The sequence below is a fragment of the Bacillus sp. FSL R5-0431 genome (genome assembly GCF_038002985.1).
In the GTDB taxonomy this organism is placed as follows: domain Bacteria; phylum Bacillota; class Bacilli; order Bacillales; family Bacillaceae; genus Bacillus.
This window is the reverse complement of the sequence record NZ_JBBOOG010000001.1, coordinates 1,701,184-1,720,160: the sequence shown is the minus strand read 5'-3', so window position 1 is coordinate 1,720,160 and position 18,977 is coordinate 1,701,184. Positions and strand designations below refer to the sequence as shown.

Below are 18,977 nucleotides of genomic sequence, written 5' to 3'. Positions count from 1 at the left end.
GCAATCATCATGACGAATAAAAACACAGGAAAAGACATCCGTCAAAACTCACCTAAGGAGCATCAAGACGGACAGCCTGAGCCATTATCAGGCAGTAAAAAAGTGAAAAACCGCAACCATACAAGACAAAAGCACAATTCTCATCACGATATGTAAACATTCACCTCTCATCCCGTGGCAAGGCGGGATGTTTTAGGTCTTTCACACATTTCAGTTCTCAACATATCATTTATTATGAGATGTGATGGAGGAGTGTTTATGGAGAATGAAAAGCAATCGAATTCCTCTGATTTTCTAGAAATAGATGATTGGCTCAATGTCTTAATGGATGATCCATTTGCCTGGTATGATGAACACCTCCCAATTGATCTTTATGAAACAAGCCACGATTATATTATTGAGATTGATGTCTCCACCCTGTCGATCACTGATGTAAAGCTGACCTTCGCTGGACATGAGCTGACTCTCGCTTACACGGTACAAAAGCCAAATGATGAAGGCGAACAGCCAATTGAAAAAAGTGTTATGCTCCCTTTTTATTTGAACGACAAAGATATTGAAACAGAATATGAAAACCGAATCATTTCGATAAGAATTAAAAAAAGTTCTGACCATCCAAGCGGGGCATTTTCCTTTCAAATCCCGCACTTCAAACATTAAGAGCCCACCTTCATTTGGTGGGCTCTCTTCCGTTCGTGTCAAGTCAATACCTTTTGCGAACCACCATGGCCAAATAGTAGAGTCGCTATATGATAATGTATTCTCTTTCTACTAGATGGTTTGGGTTTTTCTAGTAAATGGGCTGTTATGAATGAAAAAAGGCGTTCATAGAGATGAGAGACATACATTTTTGTTATTTTCTTCTATCATCTCTTCATGTAAAATAAGATAGAGAGACGAGGGGTATAAGGAGTGAGAACATGTTAAGCGGCTGGTTTTTGTGGTTCATTTTATTTTGGGGTACGGTGATGATCGGATTACTCGCAATCGGTGGCTTTTTTATGTTTCGCAAATTTTTAAAACGATTGCCGAAGGAAGATGGGAAATCAGAGCTTGATTGGCAGGATGAATATATTCAAAAGAGCCTCCACCTATGGCGGGAAGAAGACAAAAAGCTTTTAAATGAACTCGTATTACCTGTTCCAGAGCTGTTTAGAGATGTCGCCAAAGAAAAAATCGCGGGTAAGATTGGCGAGCTGGCTTTAAAAGAACAAGCTGCCAGCATTAATTTAGACTTAATCATTCGCGGCTATATTATCGCTACCCCAAAGCGGGATCATAAGTTTTTACTGAAGCGCCTTCAAGAAAAAGACATCGATCACACGCCATATGAATCGTTATTAAAATAACCTCCTTTATCAAAAGGAGGTTTAATTCATTTGAACCTGCTGCGGATCTAATTGCTTAGACAGCTTTCTAAACGACAAATACATAGCAACGCGCCAAGGTACGATCATGCCAAAGGCAAGAATCCAAAACATCCCGCTTAGAGAACCATAATCAATAGAAGAACTCAGGATGGTCTTCATCCCGATACGAAGAACAAGAAGTCCAATGAGAATAAACACAAATGCTTTTGATCGCTTTAAATAAATGTCATTCCCTCTAATTTCAAACTTCGATGTTTTGATTAAAAATATGGAGAAAAACATCCCCACTGTGATCGCCTCTAGAAATTCAGCCCCAGTTACTCGAAACATAGGAACAAAAAACATTAGTGCCCCAGTGCTCATGAAAATAGGAGGTAATATAATTTTTTTCGCGGTTGCCGGTTTTGCAGATGACTTAATGCGAATAAACATGACGGCTACCGCCATACATATCGCAATTATAGAAGAGATCAAGACCATCATATCAAATCATTCCTTTATTCTTTAAGGTCAGCCTATGTATAATATACTCCAATTGACGAAAAAAAACCATTCGCCGCGACTGTAGAAAACGATTTCAAAAGCCTGTAAATCCGCCGAACAATGAGGAGAACATGATGATAATCCATGTGAGAAGATCAAAGAACAGCAATATCCCTACCACAATCATAATGATCCCGCCAATTCTCATGATAAGCTGCTGGCGCTTTCTGATCCACGTCATTTTCGTGATGAAAAAGGATAGAACAAAAAACGGAACGGCAAATCCGAATACATACGCAATCATATATGTGACAGCCGACTCCGGATTGTTACCAGCAAGTGTGATAACAGCAGATAAAATAGGTCCTGTACAAGGTGTCCATCCAGCGGCAAAGCCCATTCCGATGAGAATCGATCCAAAAAAACCAGCAGGACGATTTTTGAACTGCATTCTCTTTTCCCCCATAAGGAAAGAAGGCTGGAAGACACCAAGAATTATAAAACCAAAGAAAATAATGAGAATGGCTCCAACCTGGCGAATTGCTTGATGGTAATCATAAAAAAACTTCCCAACAAACGATGTCCCAAAGCCAATCGCAATAAATATAATAGAGAATCCAACTAAAAAGAATAAGGTATGAAGCAGACTTCTTCTTCTCAGCATCACCTTCTCAGATTTCACTTCATCTATACTAACGCCCGTAATATACGATAAAAAGGCTGGATAAAGCGGCAGACAGCATGGTGAGATAAAAGAAAGAAACCCTGCTCCAAAAGCTAAAAAGTAATTCAAATCTGTCAAAAGAACACCCCCTTCTTACAATATACAATAAGAGATGACAAAATCATTTCATTTTTTTTACATCCTCTCAATAAAGATGGTCTATTCTCTTAAAACCTTATATAATTTAATTTGACATCAAGATAACGAATCCTTTAAATTTGAAAATAAACCTTAAAATGGATATAATAAAATCGATTCTTTTTATCAAGATTTGCATGAAAGGAACATGACTTTGGTAAAAACATCATTATTAACTCAAATCGAAGAAAAAAGAGAAGAGCTGATGAAAGTTGTCTTGCATAATGGGATGACATCAACAGTGACCATCGAACATAGCCAGCAGCTAGATCATCTTCTCTTACAATATCAACGACACTTACACTCAAACTCAGCCAACTAATCATATCTCATGATATCTATCATGCTGCACGATTTTTAGAACAGTTGATATGTGACCATAAACGAAACAAAAACCTCTGATTACAGGGGTTTTTTGTTTTTAACAGGAGGCTGACGCCAAAATAAAAACCACCTTCCCTGCTTTATTCATGCAAGTACAGTGGTTTTAAAGCGTCTGATGAAGGTGAATTCAATAAAGATAGGACAACGCTTGTCCATTCTTTATAACCATGTTCCATCTATGATCATAATATCGTACGTATTATTTCGCTTGGTTGTTCATGGCTTTCATCATTTGATTGATTTTCTTCTGGGACGGTTTCATGCCCATTTGCATCATCATCATTCGAAGCATTTGTTCATTAATTGGTGGATTCTTTTTCAAGTAGCTCATCATATACTTACGAGCAATAAAGAATCCGAGTGCAACTCCTGCAAGCAGTGCAACAACGCCTACAAGGATGACAACCCATAAATCCATAATTCTTCCTCCTTCATGTTGTCTCGTATAAAGTGTACTAAACAAAAGGCTATTATACAACATTTCACGTTCAATTTTATTTTTTTAAACAAAATTCCTCACTTTTACCGGATTGAGCCACCCATGCTTCTTTGAACCAAAGTCCATCGCAAGAAAGCAAGGACTAATTTTTCTCAGCACTTCAAAAAACACCGCTTCTGCCTCGTAACTGCCGGTGGCAGACATTTGGATATAACGGTCTTTTATGATAAATGCAGCCGTTCCTTTTCCATCAGGTAAGGAAGCGCTGTATATCGAGCCAATTTGTGTATAGTGAATGTTCGTTAAGTTGTTCATTAATCGCTGGTGCATATGAAAAGCAGGGATTCGTTTCGTCACGTAATCCACTTGTTTCACAAGCATCACCAATTCATCTTCCGTGCGGTTCGTCCAGTGTAACGACTCAAACAAATGAAACAAAATCGATTCTCTGCCAAAATAATGATGTGCAAATTCATCCTCAATCCAATAAATATAATAATGGCGTTCCATGTCTATCCCTTCCTTTCACATTTCGTCAATCTCGTATATTGCTTGTATTATACAAAAATGCGAAAGAAAGAATTGTCTATATATGAAGCAAGAAGAAACTAGTTTTGTCAAAAAAACAAGAAAAAAGAAAAAAGTTTGCAGAGCGGATGAAAATGCTCTGCAAACAGATGAAAAAAAGCATGATGCTTGGAGACTGGTTATTTGTTCAGCTTCGCTTTCACACGGCTGACCACATTGCTGACCGTAAATCCGTATTTCTCAATAATGGTTTCACCTGGTGCAGAAGCGCCAAATTTATCAATGGCAATCACGTCACCATCAAGACCAGTGTAACGCTCCCAGCCAAGTGAAGCCCCCATTTCAATCGCAATACGTGCCCGCACTGCTGTAGGAAGGACTGATTCTTTGTATTCATCTGACTGCTGATCGAAACGATCCCATGCAGGAAGACTGACAACAGACGCGCGGATCCCTTCTTTTTCAAGTGCTTTTTGCGCTTCAATCGCTAAACCGACTTCAGATCCAGAAGCGAGTAGAAGTGCTTCGGGCTGTGCATCAGCAGCTTCAACGACGACGTATCCACCTTTTTCTACTCCCTCATACGCCTTCTCTGGTGCTTGGTCAATCGTTGGAAGGTTTTGACGAGTCAGTACTAGAGCTGTCGGTTTATCCGTTGAAGATACAGCAAGTTTCCACGCTGCAGCTGTTTCGTTTCCATCCGCTGGGCGAATGACAGAAAGATTAGGCATCGCACGTAATGAAGCAAGCTGCTCAACCGGCTCATGCGTCGGACCATCTTCCCCAACAGCGATACTGTCATGAGTAAAGACATAAGTGACTGGAAGTCCCATTAAAGCAGCAAGACGAATCGCTGGTCTTAAGTAATCTGAGAAAACAAAGAACGTTCCGCCGAATACACGAAGGCCGCCGTGAAGTGCCATACCGTTTAACGCGGCACCCATTGCAAATTCTCTGACACCGAACCAAATATTCTTGCCGGCATAATTATCTTTACCAAAATCGTCTGTGTTTTTAATCGTTGTTTTGTTTGAACCTGCAAGGTCAGCAGACCCGCCAATGAAGAAAGGTACTTGCTTCGCAATGCCATTTAATACTTCGCCTGAAGAAGCGCGGGAGGCAAGACTTGAACCTGCTTCATAAACAGGAACCTCTTGATCCCAATTCTCAGGAAGCTTTCCTTCAATCGCAAGCTTCAGTTGAGCTGCAAGTTCAGGGTATTCTTTTTCATATTGTTCAAATAGTTCATTCCAAGCTGCTTCTTTTTTCTGACCAGCGTCTTTTACAGCTTCTTTGAAATGATCGTACACTTCAGAAGGTACATGGAAATCTTCTTCAAACGTCCAAGAGTAAGCTTCCTTCGTCAGCTTGGCTTCATCGCTGCCAAGCGGTGCACCATGCACACCAGACGTTCCTGCACGGTTAGGCGATCCGAAACCAATCGTTGTTTTCACTTCAATCAATGTAGGTCTGTCTGTACTTTGTTTCGCCTTTTCGATAGCAGCCGTCACTTCTTCAATGTTGTTGCCGTCTTTCACATAGAGAACTTCCCAGTTCATCGCTTCAAAACGATTCTTCACATTTTCAGAGAATGAACGATCTAGGTCGCCATCTAATGAAATATCATTTGAATCATAAAGAACAATTAAACGGCCTAAGCCTAAATGACCAGCAAGTGAAGCAGCTTCAGAGGAAATTCCCTCCATTAAGTCCCCATCTCCGCAAATGCTGTATGTATAGTGATCTACAACATTAAAGTTGTCTTTGTTATACGTTTCCGCAAGATGTCTTTCTGCAAGTGCCATACCAACTGCCATGGCAATCCCCTGCCCTAAAGGACCTGTTGTAGCATCTACGCCCTCTGTATGTCCAAATTCAGGGTGTCCAGGTGTTTTGCTACCCCATTGGCGGAATTGTTTTAGATCATCGATGCTCAGGTTGTATCCGCTTAAATGAAGCATGCTATATAGAAGCATAGAACCATGCCCCGCAGATAAAACAAAACGGTCTCTGTTAAACCAATTAGGGTTTTGCGGACTTACGTTTAAGTGATTCGTCCATAAAGCGTATGCCATTGGTGCAGCACCCATTGGCATTCCAGGGTGACCGGAATTCGCTTTTTCAATTGCGTCTATGGAGAGAGTACGTATTGTTGCAATAGATTTCAATTCAATCGTTTCCATATAAATCCCCTTCCGTATCTTGTGTACACCATTATCATAAATCTACTGTCCTTTTTTCACAACTATTTCACGCTGAAAAAGAGTGATTTTGTCACATTTAGTTTATCGATCACCTAAAAAGTTATGCAAATATGAAAAAAGATGAGAATATACTTCCCATCTTTTCAAAATTTAAGAAATCACAGACTTAGTGAAGGTTTTGATCTCTTTCTCTTTTTAATTTTTCTGGTGTGACATCGTTTCCTTCAGGATCAACGATTTTCACGGTTTTAAGTGTATTTTTCATAGAAGAACGAAAAGCTTTTAAATACTCTTCTCTCAATAGCTTTTGTTCTGTTTTTTCAGCGTCTGATAAACCGGTCTCTTTCGACTTTTTTGAAAGCTCATTGATTCTTGCAAGCTGCTTTTTAGAAATCATGACAAACTCCTTTAAAACATTTTCTCTACATACTACTAAATATCAATCATTTTGACAACAAATCAAGCTTTAGGTGGTCAGACCTTTTTCATATTCTTGATACCTTCTATGGACCGTTGCTTTTGAAATGTCAAAACCTAGTGCCTGAAGAGTTGCTGCAATTTCTGCGAATGTCATGTTGTTTTTTCTTAATCGAACAATTTCTGAAATCGGCACTTCAATACGCTCACGGCCAGGCGCATGATCCTGCTGTTTTAAATTCAGTTCGGGCTGATACCCGCGCTCAACAGCTCTTCTCATTCCCCGCTTGATTTTCAGGTTATGAATTTTTCGTTGATACTCTTCAACTACTCCTACGATCTCAATAACCATTTCATCTGCTTCTGAAAGCTCAAGCTCGCCTCTATGAAACGTACTGTACACCTTTACGTTCTCTTTAAAAAGACAATGAAGAAGCGCAATTTTTGCTTGTCCTCTTCCGAGACGCGTTTCATCCTGGATAAGAACGGCATCAATTGACTCTTCTTTTAGTGCAGCTAGCATATCAAACACACCATCACGATCTAGATCATATCCGCTTGCTTTTTCTTTGATGACTTTCACCACATTCATCTTGTGCATAGCAGCTAAAGCCAGCAGTTCTTCTTCTTGTCTCTTCAGCGAGGTTTCCTGCTCTTCTTTGACAGTGCTTACTCTCGCATAGATGATTGCATTCATGACTTCAATCGACCTTTCTATTGTACTGTTGCAAGTTGATATACGACGGGATGCTCTTTTTTGACTGGTATGACAAGAATGTCACCAGGCTGGATTTCCGTTGAAGCAAGATCATTGTGTTCAGTGACCCAGTCAATAAACGCATTTTTGTCGATTGATTTGCTGTCGTTTACTTGATCAGCTAACCCCCAAAGAGTATCACCTGATTGAACCTCTATTTTAACATATTGATTTGGATCATTATGGCTTGTGACTGCAATAAGTGAGAGAAATATGCCAACGATGAATGAGAATACCCCAATAAAAATAATAGATTCTTTTAACCTCATAATGTCATCTCTCCTAACAGAATATGTGTTCGCTCTTTCTGTCACTCATTATAAATACGAACAAACGTTTCTGTCAAACGTTTTTTTCGAACCTATGTTTGTACTGTTAGGAAAAACATGCTATAATTTCTTTAAAATTGACGTTTTGAGGTGCAAAAGATGACGAAGCTATCAAAAAGACAACTCGATATCCTGACATTCATCAAAGAAGAAGTAAAAAGTAAGGGCTATCCCCCATCCGTTCGTGAAATTGGAGAAGCTGTCGGTCTAGCATCCAGTTCAACGGTTCATGGACATTTAGCTAGACTAGAAACAAAGGGCTTAATTAGAAGAGACCCGACAAAACCTAGAGCGATCGAAGTACTAGATGAAGAGGAAATGAATATTCCAAAGAGTGCTGTAATGAACGTACCAGTCATCGGAAAAGTAACCGCAGGCCTGCCTATTACGGCTGTTGAGAATGTAGAAGAATACTTCCCTCTTCCAGAGACTTTTGCAGCACCAGATGAACAAGTATTTATGCTTGAAATTATGGGAGAAAGTATGATTGATGCAGGAATTTTGGACAAGGACTATGTCATTGTGCGTCAGCAAAGCACCGCTAACAATGGAGATATTGTCGTCGCCATGACAGAGGAAGATGAAGCGACAGTGAAACGTTTCTATAAAGAAGATACACACTTTAGATTACAGCCAGAGAACCCATCTATGGAACCGATTATTTTACAGAATGTAAGTATACTAGGTAAAGTGATTGGCGTATTTAGAAATATTCACTAAAAAAAGCCGGTATTTCATCAGCTGCTGATGAGAACCGGCTTTTTCTTTTATGAACAAAAATAGGCAAGGATACGCGAGCTTGGGAAGGAACCAAATGTAAAGTTTGGCCAAATAAAGCCAGTTGTTCTCCCGAAAGGCTGTGAGGATAGGACATACATTAAAAACACTTGACCGTTTCTCATGAACACAATCGTCCATCTTCTATTACATCCCGCTGCAAATTGAACAGATTGCTGGCCTCCACCTGTTTGCCCTGAAATAAGTGACTGCATGCTTTGAGGCTGTGATAATGCTTGCTGATACTGCGAAATGATATGCTGTGGCGGAGCTGGCGGAGCTGATCCGCTTGATCCGGGTCCAGTGCCTCCTCCTCCGATTGGAAACCCTGGAAATCCTCCAACTTGAGGAATAGGGAGCGATGGCCATCCTTGCATCTGCCTATCATATGAGTACCCATTCCACATACCTTCATACGGATGATACATATTCAACACCACTTTCTTAGACATTCATCACGATAGTATATGTCATAAATGAGAAAGCGTGTTAAACGTCCAAACAGAAATTTTTCCAAAAAACGTTTTGTTCTTCTTTAGAACGGTTAAATACTAGATATAAAGAAAAAAATAAAAAAATGAAAACTTTTTGTCACCCTCAAACGTTATATATATAGAAAGAAAAGAAATAAAAAACATTTAGATTTAATACTTGTAATATCACTGTAATTATTGTAACATTTGTAACATAAGAAGTTTTCATTGAGAAAAGGAGGCAATCGCCTTGAAAAAATTATTCGTTTTATTAACTGCTATTATGCTTATGATCTCATTACAATCTACAACATTGGCCGCTTCTAAAAAACCAGCCGCTTTGACAAATAAAGAAGCGTTACATATTGCCCTTGACGCACGAGAACACTTTTGGAGTGCGATGTCAGGCTACAAAATTAATGAACATTCCGATTACAAATTAAAATCATTTAGCTATAAAGACATGACATACAACTATCTTTCTAAAACATTTGATACAAAGAAAAAACTAAACAGCTACCTATCTCAAGTTTTCACAAAAGATGCCATCAATCAAGGTTTAAAAGACTACCAGTTCATTGTTCATAAAGGCAAAATGGCTGTTCCAGTCGGTGACGGAGACAACATGCTTAATTGGGATAAAGCCACACCTAAACTTGTCTCTAAAAAACAAACGGTCCGCACCTATGAATTCACCGTCCCAACACTTGATGGACGCAAAGTAAAACGAACTGTTACGTACGAAAAAGTACAAAAAGATTGGAAAGTCACAAAAATTGACGCTGTCATCTAAATCAAAAACCAGGCCATTCAATCGGCCTGGTTTTTATATTGGAGAAAATTCAGTCATGCGATCCAGCGCGTGAGCAAGTGATGATGCCGTGCGAAATTCATTAAAAGGAAGCCCAAGCTGCACGGCTGTTTGGGCAATTTCTGGTCTGATGCCTGAAATGGTCGTCTCTACTCCAATTAACCGAAGTGATGTGACAAGATCAAAGATTTGATGAGCCACCATTGTATCAATAATGACAACGCCCGATAAATCAATACATAAATGCTGTACACCTTTTTGCGAGCACTGTTTAAGCGTATTTTCTAAAATCATCTTTGCTCTCGCTGTATCAATGTCACCTACTAACGGCAATAACGCAATATGATTTTTTAAGACAATGACAGGTGAGCTCAGCTCGTCAATCATGTCTCTTTGTGCCACGAGCTTCCTCGTTGTATTTTTCACATATTGCTGGATAAACACATGAATTGAAATATTAAACGCCTCTGAAATTAAATCATACCAATAAAAGATGCGGTCAATATCAATTTCATCTTGACGCTGTTTAATAAATTCTTTTAAGTAATGAAGGACCACTCTTTGATTGGACATGTATTCTCTCACAACATAATCTAATGGTGTATTTAAATGCTTCAGGTCACTGGCTAAGTCTTCAGACCACTTTTTAAACTCAGTATGTAAATATGTCTTGTCTTCAATAAGAGCACGTATAAAATGCTGGTAATAATCTTGATTTTGCCGTTTCAGATCTGCTATGATGCTGGAATCTGTTGAACGATATATTGATTCTGGATCATCATCCTCAATTGATTCATACCAAGTTTCAGTCAGTTTCTCTGCATGTTGCATGAAAAAATCGTATAATGCACGGTTCTTATCCATAAGCATATGTCCCTTCACATTTTCTTCTTGTCAGTATTTGTACCTTATAGATCCATTGTACCTCTGAATCTTTTGTCCCTGCTAACTCCAATACGCTCTGATCATCAACAAAAAAGGCACCTACTCACAGGTGCCTCTCTTCCAGTTTTATTTCACAATAAATAAAATTCTTTTCCCATCAGGATAACTGCTAATCTGGTGTCCAACCCATGAGCCTGCTCCCCTATTATCAGATGGGCTGACATATTGAACACTCGCACCTTTTCCTCCCTCAAGACAAACCGCCATCGGCCACTCATCCCGGTCAAAGCCAGGTTTAGTCGGAATTCCTTTTAATGATTCTTGCCTGCGGGCATCTGCTCCATTTCGGTCTATCGTACACACATCTGAATGCCCTTTTCGAATGGCTTCTTGAATATGGCTGCCTGTTTCAGGGTACCGTTCCTTTGGAAATTGAATGACATGATCATATCGATCCGCACCTTTTGCCGCATGTTTCTCCCCAAATCCACCTAACAACGTGCCCATCCATATCACAAAGCATAAGGCGACACCAGTGATCCAGCCTCTTCTCATTTTCAAAAGTGTGAGACCTCCTCATTTTTCTCAAGCAGAATCTTGACTTAAAGGAAATGTGTCATTTTAATGTATGAGCGGTTCACGAATGACATGTGAAAAAAATGATGAGGCTGAGAACTCAATGAATCTCTCAAGCGTAGACAGATATTTCTATCCATATAAAAAAGCTTGTCCCCTATGAAGGAAACAAGCTTTGTGCTCTAACTCTTATTGCGCTTTTGCATAGTTGATAAATTCAACAAAGGCAGCTGTCGCTTTTGGACCGCCATTAATCGTTCCGTTTGAATACCCTGCGTTATGAACCCCAACGATTTGCTGATTTTGATCTAGCATCGCTGAGCCTGAATTTCCGCTAAATGTATCAATCGTATAGTATGCGAGATTTGTATCTTCTTTTGTCACAGAACCTGACATCTCCCACTGCGACACCTTGCCAGTCGATCTCATTTTATCACCTGGATATCCAGAAATTTTAATCGTTGTCCCAGTTAAGTTTGTCACCTGACGGATAGAGCGGTAACCGACCGTATTGCCAATGTTCGTATCTGTTTTGATCACGGCAAAATCATATTGGCTCGCGCCTGTATTGATATATCCGCTTGGTACATAGAACTCCGTCATGTTTGCTGAGCCATTCACCGCAGTACTATCGTTCATGCCTGGATACACCGATCCTTTTGCACTATAACTTCTCGATGCTGTATTGTACACGCAGTGCCCGTTTGTCAAAATTTTGTTAGGGGCAATGAGTGTCCCCGTGCAGCTTGAGCCGCCAAATGTAATATAAGCAATTGAATTATATGGTGCCACTCTTGTGTTTGCTACTTTTGTTCTACCATCGTCTCCAATGACGACTTTTGTTTGAAAGTCTTTTAAATATTTTGATAGTGGTTTTACTTTTTCGCCAACAGTAGAAGAAAGATCATCCACTTTGTCAAAGGATGAGGGGGATTTCGTATCATTGTGGAAATCACTTGAAGAGATCACCTTCCCATCAGAAGTCACCATGTCATAATCAGACGTTAGTACTGAATCCGATGTGGCATGGGCAAAACTAGGCACACTTAAAGCACCAAAAACGAGTAGAGAAGGGAGTAACATTTTCACCTTTTTCATCATATTCCTCCTTTATGTCCTATATCAAAAATCATACGATTGTTTCATATTGGAGTAAATGAGAGAATATTCTTATTTTTTACAAAATATTTCATTTTTAAATTAGGTGTTTTGTATCTTTCCAACCTTCATTCTATTGATCTCTCTCTGAAATAGAAAAAACCGCCTAATTGGCGGTCTTCCTAATTTTTCAGCTCCACACATCTTTTACATATCTATTGTCATTTGCAAGGGTTGTCAGCCAATTTTCAGCTGTTTCCTTCGAGCAATGTTTCTCGTTTTGATAGAGGTCGATAAGCGTAGCCTCTACGTCTGGTGCCATAACTTTTCCGTCCCCGCACACGTAAAGATACCCACCTTGGTCAAGTAACTTGATCAGCATGCCGCCGTCTTCTTTCAACAAATGCTGGACATATACTTTTTGCTCTTTGTGACGAGAATAAGCCCGGTGGATGTGAACAACTCCTTTTTGCGCTGCAAGCTGCATTTCCTCAAAATACAGATCATCTTCAAGAGGGTGACGGCAGCCAAAATACAGGTGAGCTTCGCCTAGTGGTTTTCCTTCCTTCTGCCACACTTCTCTTGCCTGAACAAACCCTCTAAATGGAGCGATTCCTGTACCCGGTCCGATCATGATCATCGGTACTTCGGATGAAGGTGGCAGCTGGAATCCTGCCTGCGCTTCGTGGAGGAAGCAGGCGACTTCTTCTCCTGCCTGCAGACCGCATAAATAGTTTGATGCGACTCCGGCATATTCTCCGCGGCCGCTCCACGCTTTACCTTTCACAACCGCCACTGTGATACTGACTCTTTTTTCTTCGACCTTTGGTGAGCTAGAAATTGAGTAATAGCGCGGCTTCAAACCTGGTAAAAGTGCTAAAAAGTGCACAAACGGCAGCTCACACGCTTCATATTGATCTAATAAGTCCAGCATGGTTACTCGTTTCTTTAAAACGGCTTCTTGATATGCTTCACCAGCCATTTGCTCAAGCTCCACGCGGTGAGGCGGACAAACTGTATATGCTGCGAGCTCTCTTAGCTGCGTACGTGTTGCAGGCTCTTGAAGCTCAACATGTGACGCAAGTAATTCTCTCATTTGAATCGGCTGATCTAAAGGTAAATGACTTGCTTCTTTCTGAGAAGAAAGCTTGATGTGCTGCTTAGGATCAAGATTGAAGCGATTGATCACCCGCTGCACGAGTGCATCACTATTTTTCGGAACAATTCCGATATGATCCCCTTCTTTGTATTGTTTCCCTTCAGGCAATTGCAGTTCAATATGTCTTGTTTGCCGCTCACTTTTTTCAGATTGTAATTCCTCATTTTTCAGTACAACAGCTGAAAAAGCACCATACGTTTTCGCCACAGGACGTTCTACTAGCTCATTTGTATAAACAACTGATAGTTTTGGCTTTTCCTTACCTTTCTCTTGGAAGGTGAGCTTAAATTCTTTTGCAAGCTGCTTGAAGACCGTTTTCTGGAATGTTTCTTTATCCTCATCCATATCTCCGCCTGCATCGCCTTCTCCTAAATCAGCTACACGCTTTGCACTTTTTCTTTCAAGTGCTTCATCAATGAGACGCGGAATACGCTGGTACGTACTCGCCCAATTTCGATCTCCGCATCCAAAAACAGCAAATGTCACGTTTGATAAATCCTGCTCTTCATCCTGCGTGACCCAATCCACAAATTTTTTCGCATGGTCAGGCGGATGTCCATTGTATGAAGCGGTCACGATTAAGACTGCACCTTTATCTGGTAATTGGCGTGTATAGTCATCAAGCGGAGCAGTGGTCACGTCAAACCCTTTTGCTTTCCCGTCTTCAGCAAATTCGTTTGCGATTTGCTGCGCTGTGCCAAGATTTGATCCATATAGAACAAGCAGTGGTGTACCGTGACTGGCCACTTTTGACTCATTAGATTTTGTGCTTTTTTTCGCCTCTTCTTTCGGTGGTGCCATAAAGAGTAGCTGCTTCCTTGGCCGCACTTTGATTTTAAAATCGTTTGGCTTAATCGTCAGAGATTCTTTTAAATCAAGTTCATATGATGTGTGATCTATCAATTCCAGATTGTGCAGAACCATCGCTAGCACCATAGTGGCTTCATGAAGGGCGAATTGCATACCGATACATGCACGCTGCCCATTCCCAAAAGGCTTGTAGGCATGATGCGGGATCTTTTCAGGGTGTAGAAACCGCTCTGGTTTAAATTCTTCCGCATCCTCTCCCCATACCGCTTGATCACGATGTAACTTAGGGAGCAGCACGGAGACACTTTGATTCTTTTCAATCGAATATTTCCCTCCGATGACGGTGTCCTCTTTCGCATAAAGAGAGAACGTAGGCGCTGTTGGCCAGAGGCGAAGTGATTCATTTAAAACCATACGAGTGTAATTTAGTTTTTGTACCTGCTTAAATGTTGGCAGTCCGCCTTGCAGCACATCATCTGCTTCTTGGACGGCTTTCTTTAATTTTTCTGGATTCTTTAATAAGAAATAAATCGCAAAGGATAGCAGCCCGCTTGTTGTTTCGTGCCCAGCTATTAAGAAGGTAATGATTTGATAGCGGATATTTTCATCTGACAGGCGCTCTCCTGTTTCAGGGTCCTTTGCATGCAGCATGAGGGACAGTAAATCATCGCCCATTTTATCTTGTTTTTTTCGTTCTTGAATAATGTCATCTACTAATTGCTTCATAAAATCGACATTTTGGTCAAATTTTTTTCTTCTTTTGATCATTAGCTTATCTGCAACCGGCAACCGGCTCGCCTGATCCATCGCTTCGTTTAAACCATTCAGCATACTTTCGATGAATGGATGCTGATTTTCTTTATAAAAGCTGTTAAATCGAAAATCAAAACCGCAAAGTCCGATCGTATCTAAAGTAAGCTTTGTCATATCCTCTGCTACTTCAATTTCTTCATCACGGCCTGTTCTTTGCCATTTTTGTACAAGCTGTGCGGCAATATCGAGCATCATCTCATGATAGCCCTTCATGGCCTGCTGGCTAAACGCCGGCATCAAGATGTGGTGAGCCTTTCTCCAGTTCGATTCTTCTGTCCAGCTCGTAAATAACCCATCTCCTGCAAATGCTCTTACTTTATTGAGACTAGTCCCAATGTATTTATCAAAACGGCTCTCATCACATATTTCTTGGACAAGTTCATGGCTGGAAACAAAAATACTTGTTGCTTTTGAAAATTCAAACTGAAAGATCGGTCCTAATTCATCTGCAAGACGCCAAAAGGTTTGAGAAAGCTCCCCCTTTTTGATATGGGGAATATTTTTAAAAGGTCCGTATGTTTTTGGTTTTGGAATGATTGATGTTTGTTGCATGTGCCCACTCCCTTTATATCATTAAGAAGCAACGCTAATGGCGCGCCATAAACATTGCTCAATGTCCTCTAGAAATTCAATCGTTGGCTCTATTTCTTCTGCAAGAATTTGTTTATGCAGCTGTACAAAGGCACCAAATACAATCGATAAAATGGTTCTACCTGAGAGATTTGGATGAATCCCATCCTTTTTCCCTTCTTCAAAGATAAGGAATAGCTCATGTAACAAAAGCTGCATTTTCTCTTTGCTCGTCTCGTCTAAGTAATGGGATCGTTTATCAATTTCTAAGAAATATAGCCCGCTTGGATTCTCCTTTGTAAATAAAACCAAGCAATAAAATACATGCTTAAAGTACGCCCGAATACTTGCCTTTGGATCTGGACTGTTTGTGTTCATTTTTTCGATAAATGCAGAAAGGCTGCGCTGGTACAAAATATTAACGAGGGCCTCTTTACTGTCGAAATAACGGTAAATGGTTCCTGCTCCGACGTTTGCTCTTTTTGATATCATCGGCATCGTGGTCCCATCAAAGCCCCGTTCAATAAATAAATCTAGTGAAGCCTTCATAATCTGTTCTTGTTTATCAGTCACTGCTGGCACTTCATCCCCTCCTCATTTCAGGAATGAATGTTCATTCCGCATGCGGTATATTATATTAATATTTTAATTTCTTCTATATATACTTAAACACACTTATTTTTCTCCGTCATCACATTTTCTGAAAATAATAATAATTGAGAAATGATGCCTAGTCAGACAGCATCCAAAGGACTTAGAAATATTGGCAGATATGTGTCATGCGGGTGACCTCTGCACTACACGTTCATTTTTGATCAATCGGAGACTGAATATGGTCGTCATATGTATCAATATGTTTGCTTTCCAAGAAGACGTGCTCCACCAAATAAAATCGCAAAAGCAAACATCGTTCGAAGAATCACTTCAATATGATCAGGCATATATGGGTCCACCTTTCAATTGCATCAAAAAAAGCCTTTTCCTTAGAAAAGACTCATGTTTAGACTATGCATTTATTTCATCATTATTCAATTGGGCAGCATCGCTTTGCTCAAATTGTGTTCGCAGCTCAATAATTGAGCTATTCCTGACATCATTGGCATCTTGCTCAAGAAGCCACGTATAAAATCTTGCTTGCTCCGCCGTTTGCAAAGCCTGCATATATTTTTGCGAGGAACGCTTCTCTGCGACGCGCTGCTTGATCGCACGCATCTGCTTCCAGAATTGATAATAAGGGAGCTTGAGCTTGGTCATGAATCCGCGATGATCCTCTATGACAAATCCCTCTTCTTTAATCGAGTCGTCATGAGAGACTGCCTGATACCATTTATAAAAAGACGTCCAATCATGGAACACAGCCACTTCCTGCTTGCAGGACATTCCAAGCTGTTCGCTTAACCTTTTCACTTCAGTGAATGCTGCTTTTTCATAGCTTAGCTGACGCTTCACAATATCAAGCAAAATGAGTTGATCTTGATCATATGTGATAATATGTGGGTCTTTCTCTGGTAAAATGACTTCAAACACAAGAGATACTTTGTGGTCACGTACGTATGATTTGATGTAGTCGATCTGCACATCTCCGAAAGTCTGATAGAATAGCTCTTCGACCCAGGAAGCATGCTGATTTTGTTTCACATGAGATGTATACGATTTGGACGTAAACACCAATTCATCATCCATTTCGTTATACCCAACCGTTCCTAAATATCCATTTGCTTTATCATAGACGGTAACAGGGAATTGAAGATGGTTCACTAGATGATGCATTTTTGTCTCTGGACGCTCGTCAATATTAAAAAATTTGTTGTAGCTTCTTGAAACAATCTGCTTTGACACCATATTGACAAACAAACCTCTTGCCTTCACATTCACATCATCCCACTGCCGTTCACTAAAAGCTTTTTTCGTAAAATTAAAAGATGAAATATGGTGCGGAAGCTTTAATTCCTGTACATATTCATGCTGATCTAAGTGAGCTAAAAAGTCATCCAGTGAGATATCTGGTTGAATAGCAGCCGATGGGTTTTTCTCAGAAGCTCTATAGACTGGGTTGTCAATTTCATGAGTCTCAATCCCGTCAGCTGTGATTTTCAAGACCCTCAGCTGCCCCCCGAATTCAACCTGGCCTTCTAGATTATAAGACCTTTCCGATGCTTGAATAGGCAGCCTGTATAAATTGCGATGCCCGTGAATTTGAATGACATCTAATCCAGCGGTGTTTTGAACAAACAAGTGGTCAATGTCATCTGAATATTCACCTACACCGTGAATGAGCTGCTGTGTTGAGACATGCAGAAGCTCTTCTGGCAAATGAGCAAGCCCCCCGTGGGTAACAAGAAATGTCTTGCCATGGTACGTAAAATAAGTAAGCTGATGAAATGTTCTGACAAACTTCCGTACTTCTTTTAAATTAAAGTCTGCTGCTTCGATTTCAGGTGCAGTATGCCGGTTAAACATATTGCTTCTTACTTTTTCACCATGTGCAAACCGGTATAAATGCTGATCATGATTGCCCTCAATCACGATGACATTCCGGCATTCTCTATGTGCGAGCATCCATTCTAATACTTCCTTGTTTTCTATTCCTCTATCAAGTAAATCACCTGCAAAGATATAAAGTTCGTTTTCTTTAATGTCTCCTTGTAAATAGGTGGTCAGAGCGGTATGACAGCCGTGAATATCTCCAAAGACATGAATGGCCTCATATTGATCGAAGGATCGAGGCTGATAGGTCATCACTTGCGGATATTCCTCAGGCTGCAAAACAGTCACCCATGATGGGACCTTTTCTGTTTTTAACCGCTCGTTCATTTGATATAAAACAGACTCCCGCACAACTTTGTGAGGTTCCCGTGAGCGATTTTGCAGGAGAGCTGTTTCAAGCGGCACCTGCGTGAAATCGACGACATACACCCTGTAACGATACGATGTGGCTAACGATTTATATTGAGATATCGATTTGCTTGAAATATGTGTCGCATCAATCACAGTAAAGTCTCCGCGTTCCATACGTGCTGTAAGCAATTCAAATAACAAAGACCAGACTTTGTGGTCATGTTTGCTTGAAATTTCTGGTTTCCCATTGACAGATAACTGCGGCGGCTGGGTCAAAAGACGGATCTGATCCGCTGATAAAGTGTAGGGCTCTAAGCCTTGAGCTTTGATCCAAGTTGATTTACCTACGCCTGGGAGACCTCGTAAAAGGACTAAAGTTCTCATATTGGTTCTC

General features: G+C 40.4%; 21 protein-coding genes. 6 read left to right on the top strand and 15 right to left on the bottom strand.

Going from position 1 to position 18,977, the window contains the following annotated elements; all coding sequences use genetic code 11:
• The first annotated feature begins 9 nt into the window (after positions 1-9).
• The 3 genes from MKZ03_RS08545 (at position 10) to MKZ03_RS08535 (ending at position 1,349) form a co-directional block, all read left to right on the top strand.
• On the top strand, positions 10-156 hold the full coding sequence (locus MKZ03_RS08545; protein WP_307499677.1) for a small acid-soluble spore protein P: 147 nt from the start codon (positions 10-12) through the stop codon (positions 154-156).
• Between the two features lie 102 nt (positions 157-258).
• Positions 259-660, top strand: a complete 402-nt coding sequence (locus tag MKZ03_RS08540; protein WP_341031544.1) for an Hsp20/alpha crystallin family protein — start codon at positions 259-261, stop codon at positions 658-660.
• Positions 661-920: 260 nt separating this feature from the next.
• On the top strand, positions 921-1,349 hold the full coding sequence (locus MKZ03_RS08535) for a DUF2621 domain-containing protein (RefSeq protein ID WP_034660775.1): 429 nt from the start codon (positions 921-923) through the stop codon (positions 1,347-1,349).
• A 21-nt stretch (positions 1,350-1,370) separates the two neighbouring features.
• On the opposite strand, the gene MKZ03_RS08530 is transcribed toward MKZ03_RS08535, so the two are convergent.
• Positions 1,371-1,853 carry a CcdC family protein gene (locus MKZ03_RS08530; protein ID WP_034660774.1) on the bottom strand — a complete coding sequence of 161 codons (483 nt, stop codon included), beginning with the start codon at positions 1,851-1,853 and terminating at the stop codon, positions 1,371-1,373.
• Between the two features lie 94 nt (positions 1,854-1,947).
• Positions 1,948-2,655 carry a cytochrome c biogenesis CcdA family protein gene (locus tag MKZ03_RS08525; RefSeq protein WP_341031539.1) on the bottom strand — a complete coding sequence of 236 codons (708 nt, stop codon included), beginning with the start codon at positions 2,653-2,655 and terminating at the stop codon, positions 1,948-1,950.
• 208 nt (positions 2,656-2,863) lie between these two features.
• On the opposite strand from MKZ03_RS08525, the gene MKZ03_RS08520 reads away from it, so the two are divergent.
• Positions 2,864-3,037: an aspartyl-phosphate phosphatase Spo0E family protein gene (locus MKZ03_RS08520; RefSeq protein WP_369810454.1), complete on the top strand. Its 174-nt coding sequence runs from the start codon at positions 2,864-2,866 to the stop codon at positions 3,035-3,037.
• Between the two features lie 261 nt (positions 3,038-3,298).
• Here the strand turns inward: MKZ03_RS08520 and MKZ03_RS08515 are convergent, their stop codons facing one another.
• The 6 genes from MKZ03_RS08515 to yneA all read right to left on the bottom strand — a co-directional run bounded on the left by MKZ03_RS08515 (position 3,299) and on the right by yneA (position 7,713).
• Entirely contained in the window at positions 3,299-3,517 is a 219-nt protein-coding gene (locus MKZ03_RS08515) for a YneF family protein (RefSeq protein ID WP_003212379.1), read from the bottom strand.
• 84 nt (positions 3,518-3,601) lie between these two features.
• Positions 3,602-4,048, bottom strand: a complete 447-nt coding sequence (gene sirA / locus MKZ03_RS08510; RefSeq protein WP_012010100.1) for a sporulation inhibitor of replication protein SirA — start codon at positions 4,046-4,048, stop codon at positions 3,602-3,604.
• 197 nt (positions 4,049-4,245) lie between these two features.
• Positions 4,246-6,249 (bottom strand): transketolase, encoded by a 2,004-nt coding sequence (tkt, locus tag MKZ03_RS08505; protein WP_106042000.1) that lies wholly within the window; start codon positions 6,247-6,249, stop codon positions 4,246-4,248.
• A gap of 187 nt (positions 6,250-6,436) precedes the next feature.
• On the bottom strand, positions 6,437-6,667 hold the full coding sequence (locus tag MKZ03_RS08500; RefSeq protein ID WP_034660771.1) for a DUF896 domain-containing protein: 231 nt from the start codon (positions 6,665-6,667) through the stop codon (positions 6,437-6,439).
• Positions 6,668-6,736: 69 nt separating this feature from the next.
• Positions 6,737-7,384 (bottom strand): YneB family resolvase-like protein, encoded by a 648-nt coding sequence (locus MKZ03_RS08495; protein ID WP_307499674.1) that lies wholly within the window; start codon positions 7,382-7,384, stop codon positions 6,737-6,739.
• Between the two features lie 17 nt (positions 7,385-7,401).
• A complete protein-coding gene (yneA, locus tag MKZ03_RS08490) occupies positions 7,402-7,713 on the bottom strand; it encodes a cell division suppressor protein YneA (protein WP_034660770.1) in 312 nt (103 codons plus the stop codon).
• Positions 7,714-7,872: 159 nt separating this feature from the next.
• Between yneA and lexA the strand changes: the two genes are divergently transcribed.
• The gene (lexA, locus tag MKZ03_RS08485; RefSeq protein ID WP_003212311.1) at positions 7,873-8,493 is read left to right on the top strand and encodes a transcriptional repressor LexA; all 621 of its coding nucleotides are present in this window, start codon (positions 7,873-7,875) and stop codon (positions 8,491-8,493) included.
• Between the two features lie 47 nt (positions 8,494-8,540).
• Here the strand turns inward: lexA and MKZ03_RS08480 are convergent, their stop codons facing one another.
• Complete coding sequence (locus MKZ03_RS08480) at positions 8,541-8,978, bottom strand: hypothetical protein (RefSeq protein ID WP_341031536.1); 438 nt, start codon at positions 8,976-8,978, stop codon at positions 8,541-8,543.
• Between the two features lie 295 nt (positions 8,979-9,273).
• Between MKZ03_RS08480 and MKZ03_RS08475 the strand changes: the two genes are divergently transcribed.
• A complete protein-coding gene (locus tag MKZ03_RS08475) occupies positions 9,274-9,816 on the top strand; it encodes an IseA DL-endopeptidase inhibitor family protein (RefSeq protein WP_034660768.1) in 543 nt (180 codons plus the stop codon).
• Between the two features lie 33 nt (positions 9,817-9,849).
• Here the strand turns inward: MKZ03_RS08475 and MKZ03_RS08470 are convergent, their stop codons facing one another.
• From MKZ03_RS08470 to MKZ03_RS08445, 6 genes are all read right to left on the bottom strand, one after another.
• The gene (locus MKZ03_RS08470; RefSeq protein WP_341031534.1) at positions 9,850-10,698 is read right to left on the bottom strand and encodes an STAS domain-containing protein; all 849 of its coding nucleotides are present in this window, start codon (positions 10,696-10,698) and stop codon (positions 9,850-9,852) included.
• 147 nt (positions 10,699-10,845) lie between these two features.
• Positions 10,846-11,226: a NucA/NucB deoxyribonuclease domain-containing protein gene (locus tag MKZ03_RS08465; protein ID WP_060596689.1), complete on the bottom strand. Its 381-nt coding sequence runs from the start codon at positions 11,224-11,226 to the stop codon at positions 10,846-10,848.
• A 258-nt stretch (positions 11,227-11,484) separates the two neighbouring features.
• Positions 11,485-12,393 carry a trypsin-like serine peptidase gene (locus MKZ03_RS08460; protein ID WP_341031532.1) on the bottom strand — a complete coding sequence of 303 codons (909 nt, stop codon included), beginning with the start codon at positions 12,391-12,393 and terminating at the stop codon, positions 11,485-11,487.
• 190 nt (positions 12,394-12,583) lie between these two features.
• A complete protein-coding gene (locus tag MKZ03_RS08455) occupies positions 12,584-15,727 on the bottom strand; it encodes a bifunctional cytochrome P450/NADPH--P450 reductase (RefSeq protein ID WP_341031530.1) in 3,144 nt (1,047 codons plus the stop codon).
• Between the two features lie 21 nt (positions 15,728-15,748).
• Positions 15,749-16,294, bottom strand: a complete 546-nt coding sequence (locus MKZ03_RS08450; RefSeq protein ID WP_249114887.1) for a TetR/AcrR family transcriptional regulator — start codon at positions 16,292-16,294, stop codon at positions 15,749-15,751.
• Positions 16,295-16,750: 456 nt separating this feature from the next.
• Entirely contained in the window at positions 16,751-18,967 is a 2,217-nt protein-coding gene (locus tag MKZ03_RS08445; RefSeq protein ID WP_334749249.1) for an RNA ligase, read from the bottom strand.
• Between the last annotated feature and the right edge of the window lie 10 nt (positions 18,968-18,977).